At 73.8% G+C, this 13,311-nt stretch carries 16 protein-coding genes and 1 pseudogene; 11 read left to right on the top strand and 6 right to left on the bottom strand.

The annotated features are described in order from the left end of the window. Nucleotides 1-23 precede the first annotated feature (23 nt). Nucleotides 24-440 (bottom strand): hypothetical protein, encoded by a 417-nt coding sequence (locus QFZ62_RS07600; RefSeq protein ID WP_307503775.1) that lies wholly within the window; start codon nt 438-440, stop codon nt 24-26. Nucleotides 441-700: 260 nt separating this feature from the next. On the opposite strand from QFZ62_RS07600, the gene cysK reads away from it, so the two are divergent. From cysK to QFZ62_RS07575, 5 genes are all read left to right on the top strand, one after another. Beyond that, nucleotides 701-1,639 carry a cysteine synthase A gene (gene cysK / locus QFZ62_RS07595; protein ID WP_307503772.1) on the top strand — a complete coding sequence of 313 codons (939 nt, stop codon included), beginning with the start codon at nt 701-703 and terminating at the stop codon, nt 1,637-1,639. Nucleotides 1,640-1,641: 2 nt separating this feature from the next. After that, nucleotides 1,642-2,226 carry a serine O-acetyltransferase EpsC gene (gene epsC / locus QFZ62_RS07590; RefSeq protein ID WP_307503771.1) on the top strand — a complete coding sequence of 195 codons (585 nt, stop codon included), beginning with the start codon at nt 1,642-1,644 and terminating at the stop codon, nt 2,224-2,226. After that, complete coding sequence (locus QFZ62_RS07585; protein WP_307503769.1) at nt 2,226-2,912, top strand: RNA methyltransferase; 687 nt, start codon at nt 2,226-2,228, stop codon at nt 2,910-2,912. Before epsC ends, QFZ62_RS07585 begins: the two co-directional genes overlap by 1 nt. Nucleotides 2,913-2,941: 29 nt before the next feature. Then, complete coding sequence (locus QFZ62_RS07580) at nt 2,942-3,115, top strand: GrpB family protein (protein WP_307503766.1); 174 nt, start codon at nt 2,942-2,944, stop codon at nt 3,113-3,115. Between the two features lie 65 nt (nt 3,116-3,180). Beyond that, nucleotides 3,181-3,585, top strand: coding sequence for a RidA family protein (locus QFZ62_RS07575; protein ID WP_307503763.1), 405 nt, complete (start codon nt 3,181-3,183; stop codon nt 3,583-3,585). Between the two features lie 16 nt (nt 3,586-3,601). On the opposite strand, the gene QFZ62_RS07570 is transcribed toward QFZ62_RS07575, so the two are convergent. After that, the gene (locus QFZ62_RS07570; RefSeq protein ID WP_307503761.1) at nt 3,602-4,603 is read right to left on the bottom strand and encodes an adenosine deaminase; all 1,002 of its coding nucleotides are present in this window, start codon (nt 4,601-4,603) and stop codon (nt 3,602-3,604) included. 67 nt (nt 4,604-4,670) lie between these two features. Here QFZ62_RS07570 and QFZ62_RS07565 point away from each other — a divergent pair, with 67 nt between their 5' ends. Then, nucleotides 4,671-4,889 (top strand): hypothetical protein, encoded by a 219-nt coding sequence (locus QFZ62_RS07565; protein WP_307503759.1) that lies wholly within the window; start codon nt 4,671-4,673, stop codon nt 4,887-4,889. A 30-nt stretch (nt 4,890-4,919) separates the two neighbouring features. On the opposite strand, the gene QFZ62_RS07560 is transcribed toward QFZ62_RS07565, so the two are convergent. The 3 genes and pseudogenes from QFZ62_RS07560 to QFZ62_RS07550 all read right to left on the bottom strand — a co-directional run bounded on the left by QFZ62_RS07560 (nt 4,920) and on the right by QFZ62_RS07550 (nt 8,488). Next, complete coding sequence (locus QFZ62_RS07560) at nt 4,920-5,570, bottom strand: histidine phosphatase family protein (RefSeq protein WP_307503757.1); 651 nt, start codon at nt 5,568-5,570, stop codon at nt 4,920-4,922. Between the two features lie 58 nt (nt 5,571-5,628). Then, on the bottom strand, nt 5,629-7,302 hold the full coding sequence (locus tag QFZ62_RS07555; protein WP_307503754.1) for a glycoside hydrolase family 13 protein: 1,674 nt from the start codon (nt 7,300-7,302) through the stop codon (nt 5,629-5,631). A gap of 138 nt (nt 7,303-7,440) precedes the next feature. Further along, nucleotides 7,441-8,488: pseudogene (locus QFZ62_RS07550) on the bottom strand (NAD(P)-dependent alcohol dehydrogenase). Between the two features lie 152 nt (nt 8,489-8,640). Between QFZ62_RS07550 and QFZ62_RS07545 the strand changes: the two are divergent. The 3 genes from QFZ62_RS07545 to QFZ62_RS07535 all read left to right on the top strand — a co-directional run bounded on the left by QFZ62_RS07545 (nt 8,641) and on the right by QFZ62_RS07535 (nt 11,822). Then, nucleotides 8,641-10,026 carry a carboxylesterase family protein gene (locus tag QFZ62_RS07545; protein ID WP_307503753.1) on the top strand — a complete coding sequence of 462 codons (1,386 nt, stop codon included), beginning with the start codon at nt 8,641-8,643 and terminating at the stop codon, nt 10,024-10,026. 80 nt (nt 10,027-10,106) lie between these two features. After that, complete coding sequence (locus QFZ62_RS07540) at nt 10,107-11,255, top strand: zinc-dependent alcohol dehydrogenase (protein WP_307503750.1); 1,149 nt, start codon at nt 10,107-10,109, stop codon at nt 11,253-11,255. Between the two features lie 9 nt (nt 11,256-11,264). Further along, nucleotides 11,265-11,822: a hypothetical protein gene (locus QFZ62_RS07535; RefSeq protein ID WP_307503747.1), complete on the top strand. Its 558-nt coding sequence runs from the start codon at nt 11,265-11,267 to the stop codon at nt 11,820-11,822. Between the two features lie 24 nt (nt 11,823-11,846). Here QFZ62_RS07535 and soxR read toward each other — a convergent pair whose 3' ends face one another. Continuing rightward, nucleotides 11,847-12,317 carry a redox-sensitive transcriptional activator SoxR gene (soxR, locus tag QFZ62_RS07530; RefSeq protein ID WP_307503744.1) on the bottom strand — a complete coding sequence of 157 codons (471 nt, stop codon included), beginning with the start codon at nt 12,315-12,317 and terminating at the stop codon, nt 11,847-11,849. A 106-nt stretch (nt 12,318-12,423) separates the two neighbouring features. Between soxR and fdxA the strand changes: the two genes are divergently transcribed. Next, nucleotides 12,424-12,750 (top strand): ferredoxin, encoded by a 327-nt coding sequence (gene fdxA / locus QFZ62_RS07525; RefSeq protein ID WP_307503741.1) that lies wholly within the window; start codon nt 12,424-12,426, stop codon nt 12,748-12,750. Beyond that, nucleotides 12,747-13,241: a flavin reductase family protein gene (locus QFZ62_RS07520; RefSeq protein WP_307503738.1), complete on the top strand. Its 495-nt coding sequence runs from the start codon at nt 12,747-12,749 to the stop codon at nt 13,239-13,241. The genes fdxA and QFZ62_RS07520 overlap by 4 nt, the downstream gene beginning before the upstream one ends. Nucleotides 13,242-13,311 lie beyond the last annotated feature (70 nt).

Raw genomic sequence — 13,311 nt, 5'->3', positions numbered from 1 at the left:
CCTGCCGCGTCGCGGCCCTCAGGTCACGCGTCCCGCGACGGTCGCTCCTGCTCGTCCTGCTCCCGCTGCGCCTCGCGCTCGGCGATCCTCCGGCGGTACCCGTCCATCGCCCGCTCGTCCAGCCGCCGTCGGACCTCCGCCACGTCCGGCGCGAACGTCTCCTTCGTCAACTCCCGGAACGCGACCCACTTCTCGTGGAACTCGGCGTCGGTGTCGCCCGGTCGCCATGCCCTCGACCACGCGAGCTCGACCGCCTCCACCGCCGTCATGGTCGACGCGAGAGCCGCGGAGGCTGGCCCGCGCGCGACCGCTGCTGGGTGCGTCGTGGCACCCGCCGTCGGTGCGGGAGCGGCTGCCAGGGCTGCCGTCATCGCGCCGACGAGGGACGCGGCGGTGACGACGAGGATCATCGGGAGACGGGGTGCGGGATGGCTGGACATGTTCCTCCTCCGTGGGCAGGAGCGATCCCGCGTCGGGTGCGGACGGCGGCCGCGGCGAGAGCGCCTGGGGGTGGTCGCGCGCATCCTCGCCCCGTCGGCACGGCCGGCGACGGCCCCCTCCACAGCTCATCCGTCGTCACCGACCGCCCCACCCGGAATGCCGCCGCCGTGCGCGCGGTTCGCCTCGCATAGGCTCGACGACGAGCAGGTGCGCGCGGCAGCGCCCCGCACCGACCCGGATCACGACGAAGGTGGAACCCATGGCAGGTCGCGTCTACGACGACATCACCCAGCTGGTCGGCGGCACGCCGCTCGTCCGCCTCAACCGGCTCACGGAGGGGCTCGACGCGACCGTCCTCGTGAAGCTCGAGTCGCACAACCCGGCGTCCAGCGTGAAGGACCGCATCGGCGTCGCCATCATCGACGCGGCGGAGGCGTCCGGCCAGCTGCAGCCGGGCGGCACCATCGTCGAGGGCACGAGCGGCAACACGGGCATCGCGCTCGCGATGGTGGGAGCGGCCCGCGGCTACACGGTCATCCTCACCATGCCCGAGACCATGAGCATGGAGCGCCGGCTGGTGCTGCGCGCGTACGGGGCGCGCATCGTCCTGACCCCCGGCCCCGAGGGCATGCGCGGCGCGGTCGAGCGGGCGAAGCAGATCGTCGACGAGACGCCGAACGCCATCTGGGCCCAGCAGTTCGCGAACGCCGCCAACCCGCAGAAGCACCGCGAGACCACGGCCGAGGAGGTCTGGGCGGACACCGACGGCGCCGTCGACGTGTTCATCGCGGGCGTCGGCACGGGCGGCACCATCACGGGCGTCGGCCAGGTGCTCAAGCAGCGGAAGCCGGACGTGCGCATCGTCGCGGTCGAGCCGCTCGACTCGCCCATCCTCTCCGGCGGGAAGCCCGGCCCGCACAAGATCCAGGGCATCGGCGCGAACTTCGTGCCCGAGATCCTCGACACCGAGGTCTACGACGAGGTCGTCGACGTGTCGCTCGAGGACTCCATCCGCGTCGCGCGCGCGCTCGCGACCGACGAGGGCATCCTCTGCGGCATCTCGTCGGGATCCATCGTGTGGGCCGCCCTCGAGATCGCGAAGCGGCCCGAGAGCGCGGGCAAGACCATCGTCGCCATCGTGTGCGACTACGGCGAGCGGTACCTCTCGACGATGCTGTTCGACGACCTGCGCGACTAGGCGTGGGCATAGTCGCCCGCGTCGTCGAGGACCTCCGCTCCGCCCGCGCCCACGACCCGGCCGCGCGCGGGTACCTGGAGATGGTGCTCGGCTACCCGGGGCTGCACGCCGTGTGGCTGCACCGGATCTCGCACGCGCTCTGGCGACATCGGGTGCGGCTCGCCGCCCGGCTGCTCGCGCAGGTCGGGCGCTCGCTCACCGGGGTGGAGATCCACCCGGGTGCGCGGATCGGGCGGCGGCTCTTCATCGACCACGGCATGGGCGTGGTCATCGGCGCGACCGCGGAGATCGGCGACGACGTGCTGATGTACCACGGCGTCACGCTCGGCGGGAAGAGCCTCGTGCACGGCAAGCGGCACCCCACGGTCGGCGACGGCGTCACCATCGGCGCGGGGGCGAAGCTGCTCGGGCCCATCGCGATCGGAGCGGGCAGCGTCATCGGCGCCAACGCGGTGGTCGTGAAGGACGCGCCCGCGGGGTCCGTGCTCACGGGCATCCCCGCGGTGGAGACCGGGAAGCGGGCGGGCCGCGGGCCCGACGCGCACGTGGATCCGGCCTTCTTCGTCGACCCGGCGATCTACATCTGATGCCGGGCGATCCCGAGGTCCCCCAGCTCCCCGCCCGGCCCGACGCGGCCGAGCCGACGCCCACCGTCGAGCTGTCGACGCACGGGGTCGGTCCCTGGCCGGGCGGCCCCGAGGCCTGGCCCGACGAGCCGCACCTGGATCCGGAGCTGCTGGAGCGCGGCGACACCCGCAACGTCATCGACCGCTACCGGTACTGGTCCATGGACGCGATCGTCGCCGACCTCGACCAGCACCGGCACCCGTTCCACATCGCCATCGAGAACTGGCAGCACGACATGAACATCGGGTCGATCGTCCGGAGCGCCAACGCCTTCGCGGCCGACACGGTGCACATCGTCGGCCGCCGCCGGTGGAACAAGCGCGGCGCGATGGTCACCGACCGCTACCAGCACGTCGTGCACCACGCGACCATCGCCGATCTCGTCGCGTGGGCCGCGGCCGAGGGCCTGCCGATCATCGCCATCGACAACGTCGACGGATCCGTGCTGCTGGAGAGGACGCGCCTCCCCGAGCGCTGCGTGCTCGTCTTCGGCCAGGAGGGCCCGGGCCTCAGCGACGAGGCGGTGGCGGCGGCCGAGATGACCGTCGCGATCTCGCAGTTCGGCTCCACCCGCTCCATCAACGCGTCGGCGGCAGCCGCGGTCGTGATGCACGCGTGGATCACGCAGCACGTGGCGTTCGACTGACCGCAGAGCGGTCCTGCGACGATCGGCCGGTGATCCACGACCGCGGCCGGCTCCGCTCCGACGCGGAGGACCGCGAGCTCTACGCGCGCACGAAGCGGGAGCTCATGGAGCGGCGCTGGGACGACATGAACGCCTACGCGGACGCCGAGTCCGGCGTGATCGGGGCGATCCTCGCGCGGGCTCGGGTAGCGCGCGCCTCCTGAAGCGACAGGCGGATGCGAGGCTGGTCGCGACGCGCGGACCTGCCCGCGCGCGAGACGGGAGCCCCATGACCGCCGTGACCCTGATCCGCTCCGCCGCGCTCTCCGGCGTCGCCGAGTACGCCTACGCGGCCACCGCGCCGGCCGACGCGCGGCTGGTGTACCTGGCGGGATCGTGCCCGCTCGACGCGGACGGCCGGACGGTCGGGATCGGCGACCACGCTGCCCAGGCCGGGCGCTGCATCGAGAACCTGCGGGTCGCGCTGCAGGCGGCGGGCGCGACCTTCGCCGACCTCGTCAGCACGCGCGTCCTCGTCGCGTCGAGCCGGCAGGCGGACCTCGTGACCGCGTGGGAGGTCGTCCGCGACGCGCTCGCGCCGCACGACCCGCCGAGCACGCTGCTCGGGGTCACCGTGCTCGGCTACGACGACCAGCTCGTGGAGGTCGAGGCGGTCGCCGCCCTCGTCGACTGAGCCGGGGCCCGAGGGATCAGAGCGCGGAGGCGCGCCACGCGTCGACCGCGGCCAGCAGCTCGGCGCGGCGGCCGTCGGGGAGGAAGGACGCCTCGAACGAGTTGCGGGCGAGCAGCGCGAGCGCGTCGTCGTCGAAGGCGTGCGCGCGGCGGAGCTGACGGAGGTTCTCGCCGAGGTAGCCGCCGAAGTAGGCCGGGTCGTCGCTGTTGATGGTCACGAGGACGCCGCGCGCGAGCAGCTCCGGGAGCGCGTGCTCATCGAGGGACTCGTTCACGCCGAGGCGCACGTTCGAGAGCGGGCAGACCGTGAGCGGGATCCGCTCGGCGACCAGCCGGTCGACGAGCGCGGGATCCTCCAGGCAGCGCACCCCGTGATCCACCCGCTCCACGTGCAGGAGGTCGAGCGCCTCGTGGATGTAGGACGGCGGCCCCTCCTCGCCCGCGTGCGCGACCGCGTGCAGCCCGAGCTCGCGGGCGCGGGCGAACACGTCGACGAAGAGGGACGGCGGGTAGCCGACCTCCGCCGAGTCGAGGCCCACGGCGAGGATCTCGTGCGCGCGGCCCGCGACCGACTCCAGGGTCGCCATCGCCTCCTCCACCGGGCGGTCGCGCAGGAAGCTGAGGATCAGGCCGCCGGAGATGCCGTGGCGGACGCGCGCGTCGCGGAGGGCGTCGAGGAGGCCGTCGAGCACGTCGTCCACGGGCACGCCGCGGGTCGTGTGCGCCTGCGGGTCGAAGGACATCTCGACGTGCCGGATCCCGTCGGCCGCCGCCCGCTCGAGGTACGCGGCGGCGAGGTCGTGGAAGTCGCGGCGGGTGCGGAGGACCGCGGTGCACGCGTAGTAGAGGTCGAGGAACGACTGCAGGTCGGTGAAGGCGTAGCGCGAGCGGAGGTCCTCGATGCCCCCGTAGGGCAGCTCGACGCCGTTGCGCTCGGCCAGCTCGAAGACGAGCTCGGGCTCGAGCGTCCCCTCGACGTGCAGGTGCAGCTCGGCGGTGGGCGGGAGCGTGGAGATCATCCGTCCACGGTAACGGGCGGGGGCCGGGCCGCCGGCGGGTGCCGACGACCGCTCGTAGGCTCGCGGGATGGACGGGTTCGAGATCGAGGCGGGCGGCGAGCGGTTCCACGTCACCGAGCGGCGTGATCTGCACGGCTCGACGGTCCTCGACCTCACCTGGCTGGGCGCTCCCGGCGGTCGGGTCCTCGGCGTGACGATCGGCGGGGCGGTGCTGATGCGCGAGCAGCTGATCCGCGAGGCCGCCGCCTACGTCGCCTCCCACCGCGCGGGGCCCGCGCCGGACTGACCGGGGCGGGCGGACGGCCGGTCCGGGGACCTAGCCTGTCGGCTCGCCCGCCGGGCCGGAGGGGGCGTCCTCGCCGACGCCGCTGACGGGCTCGCCCTCCCAGGACTCGAGGACCCAGTCGGTGCCGGACCCCTCGAGCACCACGACGCCCGTGTTCTCCAGCGCGTGGTCGGCCACGAAGGCCGCGTCGAGCCCGCGCGCCCGCAGGCCCGTCCACGAGCGGATGGCGGCCCCGTGGCTGACGATCGCCACGGTGCCGTGCCCCGAGGCCTCGGCCTCCGCGACGACGGCGTCGAACCGCGCGGCGAACTCCCGGCCCGTCTCCCCGCCGGCCAGCGGCAGCGCGTCCTCGCCGCCCACCCAGCGGACCATCGTGCCCAGGTACTCCATGACGGCCGCGCGGTCGCCGCGCATCTCGAGGTCGGCGGCGGCGATCTCGCGGATGCCGTCGCGCTCGACCGGTGCGAGGCCGAGAGCCTCCGCGAGCGGCGCGGCCGTCTCGTGGGTGCGGACCATGGTCGAGACGTACAGGGCGCCGATCGCCTCGCCCCGGAGGGTCTCCGGCAGCAGGGCCGCCTGCTCGCGGCCGAGCGCGGTGAGCACGGGCCCGGGGATGCGGGTGTCGAGGACGCCCTCGACGTTGGAGGCGGTCTGGCCGTGTCGGATGAGGATCAGGCGCATGCCTCGACGGTACCGCGGGCGCGCGGACCGCGGCCGGCCGATCCGGTCGGACGTGCCGTCACGGCCGCTCGGGCACCAGCCACACGGCCGTGTCGGGCGGCAGCACCCCGTCGACGTCCCCCGTCGAGCTGATCGCGACCCGGAGCCCCGGCGGCAGGGGCACGGGATCCGTCCCGAAGGCGACCCAGCACTGCAGCTCGCCCCGACGGAACGCGAGCACGTCGGGCAGGGTCTCCAGCCAGACCAGCGGCTCCGTCGGCACGATCAGCGCACGGCGGGCGGCGAGCAGCCGACGGTAGTGCTGCAGCGTCGACGCCGGATCCGCCTCCTGGCGCTCGACCGTCAGCTCCGCCCACGCCTCCGGCTGCGGCAGCCACGGCTCGCCGCCGCCGTCCGGCGCCGTGCCCGAGAAGCCGTAGGGCGCGGAGTCGCCGGACCAGGGGATCGGCACCCGGGACCCGTCCCGACCGGGGTCGGTGCCGCCGGAGCGGAGGTGGATCGGATCCCGCCGCCGCGCATCCGGCAGGTCCTCGACCTCGTGCAGCCCCAGCTCCTCGCCGAAGTAGAGGTACGCGACGCCCGGCAGGGCCATCGTCAGCGTGACGGCGGCGCGGGCGCGGCGGCGGCCGAGCTCGAGGTCCACCGGGTCGACGCCGAAGCGCGCCCGCTGCTGCTCGTTCGACGCGCGGACCTCCGGCTGCTCCCGGCCGTACCGCGTCGCCTGGCGCACGACGTCGTGGTTGGTCAGCGCCCACGCGCTCGGCGCACCGGACAGCGCGGCCTTCGCCAGGCCGTCGTCGATCACCCGGCGCCAGGGATCCGCCCGGAAGGTCACGTGCAGCGGCTCGAACTCGAAGGCCGTGTGCAGCTCGTCGGGGCGCAGGTACAGCGGCAGCCGCTCGGGCCGCGCGACCCAGGCCTCGGCGACGAAGACGCGCGGCGGATCGTAGGAGTCGGCCACGCGGCGCCACTCCCGGTAGACGTCGTGCACCTCGTCCTGGTCCCAGCCGGGGTGCGCCTCGGTGCGCCGGTCGGCGCCGAGGCCGTCCGGCAGACCCTCGGCCTTGGCGAGGCCGTGCGCCACGTCGACGCGGAAGCCGTCGACGCCGCGGTCGAACCAGAACCGCAGGACGTCGACGAACTCGGCCCGCACCTCCGGGTTCGTCCAGTCGAGGTCGGGCTGCTCCGGCGCGAACATGTGCAGGTACCAGGCGCCGGGGCGGCCGTCCGCGTCGGTCGTGCGCGTCCAGGCCGGACCGCGGAAGCAGCTCTCCCAGTCGTTCGGCGGCAGCTCGCCGTCGGGGCCCTTCCCGTCGCGGAGGAGGTAGCGGGCGCGGGCTGCCTGATCCCCGGCGAGGGCCGCGCGGAACCAGGGGTGGGCGTCGGAGGTGTGGTTCGGGACGATGTCGAGGAGGACCCGCAGGCCGAGGTCGTGCGCCTCGACGATCAGGGCCTCCGCCTCGGCGAGCGTGCCGAACATCGGATCCACGTCGCGGTAGTCGGCCACGTCGTAGCCGACGTCGACCATCGGCGACGGGTACCAGGGGTTCACCCAGATCGCGTCGACCCCGAGCGCGGCGAGGTACGGCAGGCGCGCGCGGAGGCCCGCGAGGTCGCCGACGCCGTCGCCGTCCCCGTCGGCGAAGCTGCGCAGGAACACCTGGTAGATGGCGGCGGTGCGCCACCACGCCGCATCCGCGTGCCCGGGTGCGGAGCGGGGGGTGATGTCCACGGTGACCCTTCGGTGGTGCCGGCCGTCCCAGCCTAGGCGCGTGGTCGGCCCGTGGTCCGGGCCGTCGCGGGGATGCGGGAGGGCCCCGAGGATCGGGTGATCCGCGGGGCCCTCGCCGGTCGCGTCAGCGAGGTGCGGCTACGCGAACGTCTTCGCGTCGATGACGAAGCGGTAGCGCACGTCGGACTTGAGGACGCGCTCGTAGGCCTCGTTGATCTGGTCGGCCGAGATGAGCTCGGTCTCCGGGAGGATGTCGTGCTCGGCGCAGAAGTCGAGCATCTCCTGCGTCTCGGCGATGCCGCCGATCATGGATCCGGCCCAGCTGCGACGCGCGGGGATGAGCGCGAACGCGGGGATCTCGAGCGGCTCCGACGGGGCGCCGACGTTGACCAGCGTGCCGTCGATCGCGAGCAGGCCGATGTACTTCGACATGTCGAGCTTCGCGGAGACGGTGTTGATGATCAGGTCGAACGAGCTGGCGAGCTCCTCGAAGGTCGACTCGTCGCTGGTCGCGAAGTAGCGGTCGGCGCCGAGGCGGAGGCCGTCCTCCTTCTTGGAGAGCGTCTGCGACAGCACGGTGACGTCGGCGCCCATGGCGTGGGCGATCTTCACGGCCATGTGGCCGAGGCCGCCCATGCCGACGACGGCGACCTTGGTGCCGGGACCCGCGTTCCAGTGGCGCAGCGGCGAGTAGGTGGTGATGCCGGCGCAGAGCAGCGGCGCGACCTTCTCGACGTCGAGGGACTCGGGGACGCGGAGCACGAAGTCCTCGTCGACCACGACGGCCTCGGAGTAGCCGCCCTGCGTGATGGTGCCGTCGGCCGGGTCGGTGCCGCCGTAGGTCTGGATGTTGCCCTTCAGGCAGTACTGCTCCTGGCCGGCCGTGCACTGCGCGCACTCCCCGCAGGAGTTGACCATGCAGCCGACGCCGACGAGGTCGCCGACCTGGTGCTTGGACACCTCGGAGCCGACCTCGGTGACGCGGCCGACGATCTCGTGGCCGACGACCTGCGGGTACGCGATGGGTCCCCACTCGCCGCGGACGGTGTGGATGTCGGAGTGGCAGACGCCCCGAGTAGGCGATGTCGATGGAGACGTCCTTCGGGCCGACGTCGCGGCGCTCGATGGTGGTCTTGGTGATGGGATCGGTGGCGGACGTGGCCGCGTAGGCGTTGACGGTGCGCATGGTTCTCCTTGAGCTGTCCGGTGGGGGAGGGGAGGGATCGGGTCGATCCGGCCGCGCCCTCTTCGGATGCGGTACCCCTCGACGCTACGCCCGCCGGGAAGCCCTCCTCGACCGGCGCGGGCGGGGCGGTGCCCGGCGGATAGCGTGGGGGGATGCCCGACCCCACCGTCCCCGGCCCGGTCCCGACGCGATCCGGCCCGGTGACGGGGATCCGCGACGGCGACGTCGAGCGGTACCTGGGCATCCGCTACGCGACCGCCGCCCGGGGCGAGCCTCCGGTCGCGGCCGAGCCCGTGCGCGGATCCGACGGCGAGGCCGTCGTGGTCTCGGCCGTGCGTCCCGCGCCGGCGTGCCCGCAGCCGTCGTCGCGGATCCTCGACACCCTGATGCGCGGCGCCCTCGACGGCGTCGAGCGGTCGGAGGACTGCCAGCGCCTCTCGATCACGCGCCCGGCCGACATGGCACCCGGCGAGACGCTGCCCGTCATCGTCTGGTTCCACGGCGGCGGGTACACGACGGGCGCGGGCGACCTCGCCATCCACGACCCGCGCGACCTCGTCGTCGAGCAGCGGGTGATCGTGGTCGCGGTCACCGCGCGGCTCGGGCTCCTCGGCTTCGGCGGAGGCGGCGGCGGGCGACGGCCGCACGACGGGCCGCCCGCGAACCTCGGGCTGCTCGACCAGGTGGAGGCGCTGCGCTGGATCCGCGACTCCGTCGCCGCGTTCGGCGGCCGCCCCGACGAGGTCACCTCGATGGGCCAGTCGGCGGGCGGCGACGCGATCCTGCACCTCATGATCAGCGACGGCGCCCGGGGCCTCTTCCGCCGGGCGATCGTGCAGAGCCCGCCCATCGGGATCACGGGCGGGCGGGAGCGCATGTTCCGGGCGATGGCGCGCGCGACCCGGTCGCTGGCCCCCGACGCGCCGCTCGACGAGGTGATGCGGCGGCAGGCGCGGGCCGAGCGCGCGTCGTGGGCGTCGGGGATCCGCGCGGGCCTGCCGTGGGGACCGCGCTACGGCCACGCGCCGCTGCCCGCCGAGGCCGCCCGGGACGCCGCCTGGCGCGCGGTCGCCCCCGAGGTGGACCTCCTCATCGGCACGACCCGCGACGAGACCGCGATGTACCTGCCCGCGCTGCCGGTGGTCGCGCCGCTGCTCCGGGTGCCGGTCGTCGGACCGGCGCTCCGGCGCGCGCTCATGCGCGCCGTCGTCCGGCCCACCACCCGCCTCGTCTACGCGCGGCCCGTCCGGGCGTTCGCCGCTCGGCACCGCGCGGCGGGCGGCCGGGCCGTGCGCTACGTCCTCCGGGCGGCGCCCGCGTCGAGTCCCATCGGCGCGGGGCACACCGCGGACGTGCCGCTGATCCTCGGCACGCGCGCCGCGTGGACGGCCGTGGACCTCGTCGGCCCGGCGGCGTGGCCGGAGGTGGCGGAGCGCGGACGCGCCGTGCGGCGGGTGTGGGCCGACTTCGCCCGTACGGGGACGGTGGCGGCGGACGCCGACGCGCGCGCCTGCGGCATGCGCTTCGACCGGGGCTGATCCGCGGCACCGCGCCTGTCAAGGGGTAGGCGCTCCGCCTCGTGAGGAGTGTGCTGGAGGCACCGGACGAGGGGAGCGACATGCGAGCGATGGTCTACCGAGGGCCCTACAGGATCCGTGTGGAGGAGAAGGACATCCCCCGCATCGAGCACCCGAACGACGCGATCATCCGCGTCACCCGGGCGGCGATCTGCGGATCCGACCTGCACCTGTACCACGGCCTCCTGCCGGACACGCGGGTCGGCACCACGTTCGGCCACGAGTTCATCGGCGTCGTGCACGAGGTCGGCTCGTCGGTCGAGAACCTGTCCGTGGGCGACCGCGTGATGGTGCCGTTCAACATCTACTGCGGGTCCTGCTTCTTCTGCGCCCGCGGCCTCTACTCGAACTGCCACAACGTGAACCCGAACGCCACGGCGGTCGGCGGCATCTACGGCTACTCGCACACCACGGGCGGCTACGACGGCGGCCAGGCCGAGTACGTGCGCGTGCCGTTCGCGGACGTCGGGCCCATGGTGATCCCCGAGGACATCCACGACGAGGACGCGCTCCTCATGACGGACGCGCTCTCCACGGGCTACTTCGGCGCGCAGCTCGGAGACATCGTCGAGGGCGACACCGTGGCCGTGCTCGGTGCGGGACCCGTCGGCCTGTACGCCGCGCGCTCGGCGTGGTTCATGGGCGCCGGCCGCGTGATCGTCGTCGACCAGCTCGACTACCGCCTCCGCATGGCCGAGTCGTTCGCGCACGCGGAGACGCTCGACTTCTCCGCCGTGAAGGACACCGTGCTGGAGCTCAAGCACCGCACCGGCGGTCTCGGCGCGGACGTGGTCATCGACGCGGTGGGCGCGGAGGCCGACGGGCACGCGCTGCACCAGATCACGGGCACCAAGATCAAGCTGCAGGGCGGATCGCCCGTCGCGCTGAACTGGGCCATCGACGGCGTGCGCAAGGGCGGCACCGTGAGCGTCATGGGCGCCTACGGGCCCGTGCCCGCTGCGATCAAGTTCGGCGACGCCGTGAACAAGGGCATCACGATGCGCATGAACCAGGCGCCGGTGAAGCGGCAGTGGCCGCGGCTCATGGAGCACATCCGGGCGGGGCACTTCGCGCCGCGGGACATCATCACGCATCGGATCCCGCTCGAGCACATCGCGGAGGGGTACCACACGTTCTCCGCGAAGCTCGACGACTGCGTCAAGACCGTCATCACGTTCGACGAGGACTAGGAGCCGACCATGCCGTACCGCGCGAGCGACCACCACCGCCCCATCGACGCCGACGCCCTCCGGGCCCGCATCCCGGGCTGGGGCGCCGACCTCGACCACGCCGACCGCCCCGCGTTCCCGCGCGAGCGCACCGACCTCGTGTCCGGCGCGCACTGGGACATGCCGGAGCGCCAGGAGGAGCTCTCTCCCCGCGAGCGCTCCATCGAGCACACCGAGCTGCCGCCCGTGTTCGGCACCGTCGCGCCGCTGCACGGCGTCTCGGGTGCGATCAAGCGCTACGCCTACGCCACCTTCAGCGAGGGCCGCTCCGTGCACTGGCTGCTGCTGATGCTCGGGGACCGGGTCGACGCGGCGGGCGCGCACCTCGGATCCCTCGTGAGCGGCAAGCCGGACGACCCGTTCACCGAGACCGGCGTGCTGAGCGAGCCGCGCCACCACCCCATCTCGTCGCGGTTCGGGCGCGGGCGCACCGACATGAAGCACATGTGGCTCGATCCGCTGATCGTCGGCGCCTGGCCCATCGCCGCCGTGACGCTGCTGTTCGTGGTGCGGCGGAAGCGTCGCTGACCCCGGTCGGCGGAGCCGGCCCGGTCAGTCGAGCTGGACGCGACGCGGCCCCGCGCCGCGGTCGCCCAGCGCGTCGTCCGGGTTGAGCAGGCCGCATGCCTTCATCGAGAGGCAGCCGCAGCCGATGCACCCCGTGAGCTCGCGCTCCAGCCGCTCGATGCCCTGGCGCCGCTCCTCGAGCAGGCGCTTCCAGCGGCGGGACGCGCGCTGCCAGTCGGCGTGGCTCGGCGGGCGGTCGAGCGGCACGTCGTCGAAGGTGGCCTGGACGTCGGCGAGCGGGATCCCGAGGCGCTTGGCCACCGTGATCAGCGACACCCGCCGCAGCATGTGCCGCGCGTACCGGCGCTGGTTGCCGGCGGTGCGCTCGGCGGCGATGAGCCCGAGCTCCTCGTAGAAGCGGAGCGCGGACGCGGCGACGCCCGTGCGCGTGGTCATCTCGCCCACCGTGAGCAGCTCCCCGGGCGCGTGCCGCGGCCCAGCCTGCGCATCCGCCACGACGTCTCCCCTCGATTGACCTCAAGGGTACGTGAGGTTCTAACTTGGAGACCATGCCCATCACCACCCCCGCCGCCGCGTCGGCCCCCACCCGTGAGGACGCCCTGTGACCTACGTGATCGCCCTCCCGTGCGTCGACGTGAAGGACCGCGCCTGCATCGACGAGTGCCCGGTGGACTGCATCTACGAGGGCGAGCGCTCCCTCTACATCCACCCCGACGAGTGCGTCGACTGCGGCGCCTGCGAGCCCGTGTGCCCCGTCGAGGCCATCTACTACGAGGACGACCTGCCCGAGAAGTGGTCGGACTACTACACCGCGAACGTCGAGTTCTTCGCCGACCTCGGGTCGCCCGGCGGCGCGACGAAGGTGGGCGTCATCGCCAAGGACCACCCGGTGATCGCCGTGCTCCCGCCCCAGGGCCCCGCCGCGTGAGCGCCGACCCGGACCTCTTCAAGGCCGCGTTCCGCGGGCACCCGGCAGGCGTCGCGCTCATCACCGCGCGCACCGCGGAGGGGCCGTCGGGGCTCACCGCCTCCAGCGTCGCCTCGCTCTCGGTGGACCCTCCCGCGCTCTCGTTCTCGGTGACGCGCGCGACGGGATCCGCCGGCGCGATCCTCGAGGCCGACACCTACCTCGTGCACCTGCTCGCCGGTCGCCACGCGGCGCTCGCGCGGGCGTTCGCCGTCTCAGGGTCGCCGCGCTTCACCGCGGAGCAGGGCTTCCAGGAGCTGCCGACCGGCGAGCCGCTGCTCGCGGACGCGCGTGCCGCCCTCCGCTGCCGCACGATCCAGACCGTGCCGGTCGGCGGATCGGTGCTCGTCGTCGCCGAGGTCCTCGACGTGATCCTCGGCGAGCAGGCCCCGCCGCTCGTCTACCGCGACCGACGCTTCCACCTGCTCGAGGACGACCACCCGGAGCTGTAGCCGCGGTCCCGCGAGACGTCTCACGGGCCGGTCCAGGCCGTCCCGCGGCTCTCGGTCCGAGGATGGTCGT

This window comes from Clavibacter sp. B3I6, assembly GCF_030816895.1.
GTDB lineage: Bacteria > Actinomycetota > Actinomycetes > Actinomycetales > Microbacteriaceae > Clavibacter.
The sequence above is the reverse complement of the archived record's forward strand: the minus strand, read 5'-3'. Positions and strand labels throughout refer to the sequence as shown.

Excerpts from the sequence above, each read along its gene's own strand:
- QFZ62_RS07540 (WP_307503750.1), top strand. The coding sequence starts at position 10,107 with ATGCGAGCGATGGTCTACCGAGGGCCCTACAGGATCCGTGTGGAGGAG.
- QFZ62_RS07565 (WP_307503759.1), top strand. The coding sequence starts at position 4,671 with ATGGACGGGTTCGAGATCGAGGCGGGCGGCGAGCGGTTCCACGTCACC.
- QFZ62_RS07585 (WP_307503769.1), top strand. The coding sequence starts at position 2,226 with ATGCCGGGCGATCCCGAGGTCCCCCAGCTCCCCGCCCGGCCCGACGCG.
- QFZ62_RS07545 (WP_307503753.1), top strand. The coding sequence starts at position 8,641 with ATGCCCGACCCCACCGTCCCCGGCCCGGTCCCGACGCGATCCGGCCCG.
- QFZ62_RS07575 (WP_307503763.1), top strand. The coding sequence starts at position 3,181 with ATGACCGCCGTGACCCTGATCCGCTCCGCCGCGCTCTCCGGCGTCGCC.
- cysK (WP_307503772.1), top strand. The coding sequence starts at position 701 with ATGGCAGGTCGCGTCTACGACGACATCACCCAGCTGGTCGGCGGCACG.
- QFZ62_RS07535 (WP_307503747.1), top strand. The coding sequence starts at position 11,265 with ATGCCGTACCGCGCGAGCGACCACCACCGCCCCATCGACGCCGACGCC.
- QFZ62_RS07570 (WP_307503761.1), bottom strand. The coding sequence starts at position 4,603 with ATGATCTCCACGCTCCCGCCCACCGCCGAGCTGCACCTGCACGTCGAG.
- QFZ62_RS07600 (WP_307503775.1), bottom strand. The coding sequence starts at position 440 with ATGTCCAGCCATCCCGCACCCCGTCTCCCGATGATCCTCGTCGTCACC.
- QFZ62_RS07560 (WP_307503757.1), bottom strand. The coding sequence starts at position 5,570 with ATGCGCCTGATCCTCATCCGACACGGCCAGACCGCCTCCAACGTCGAG.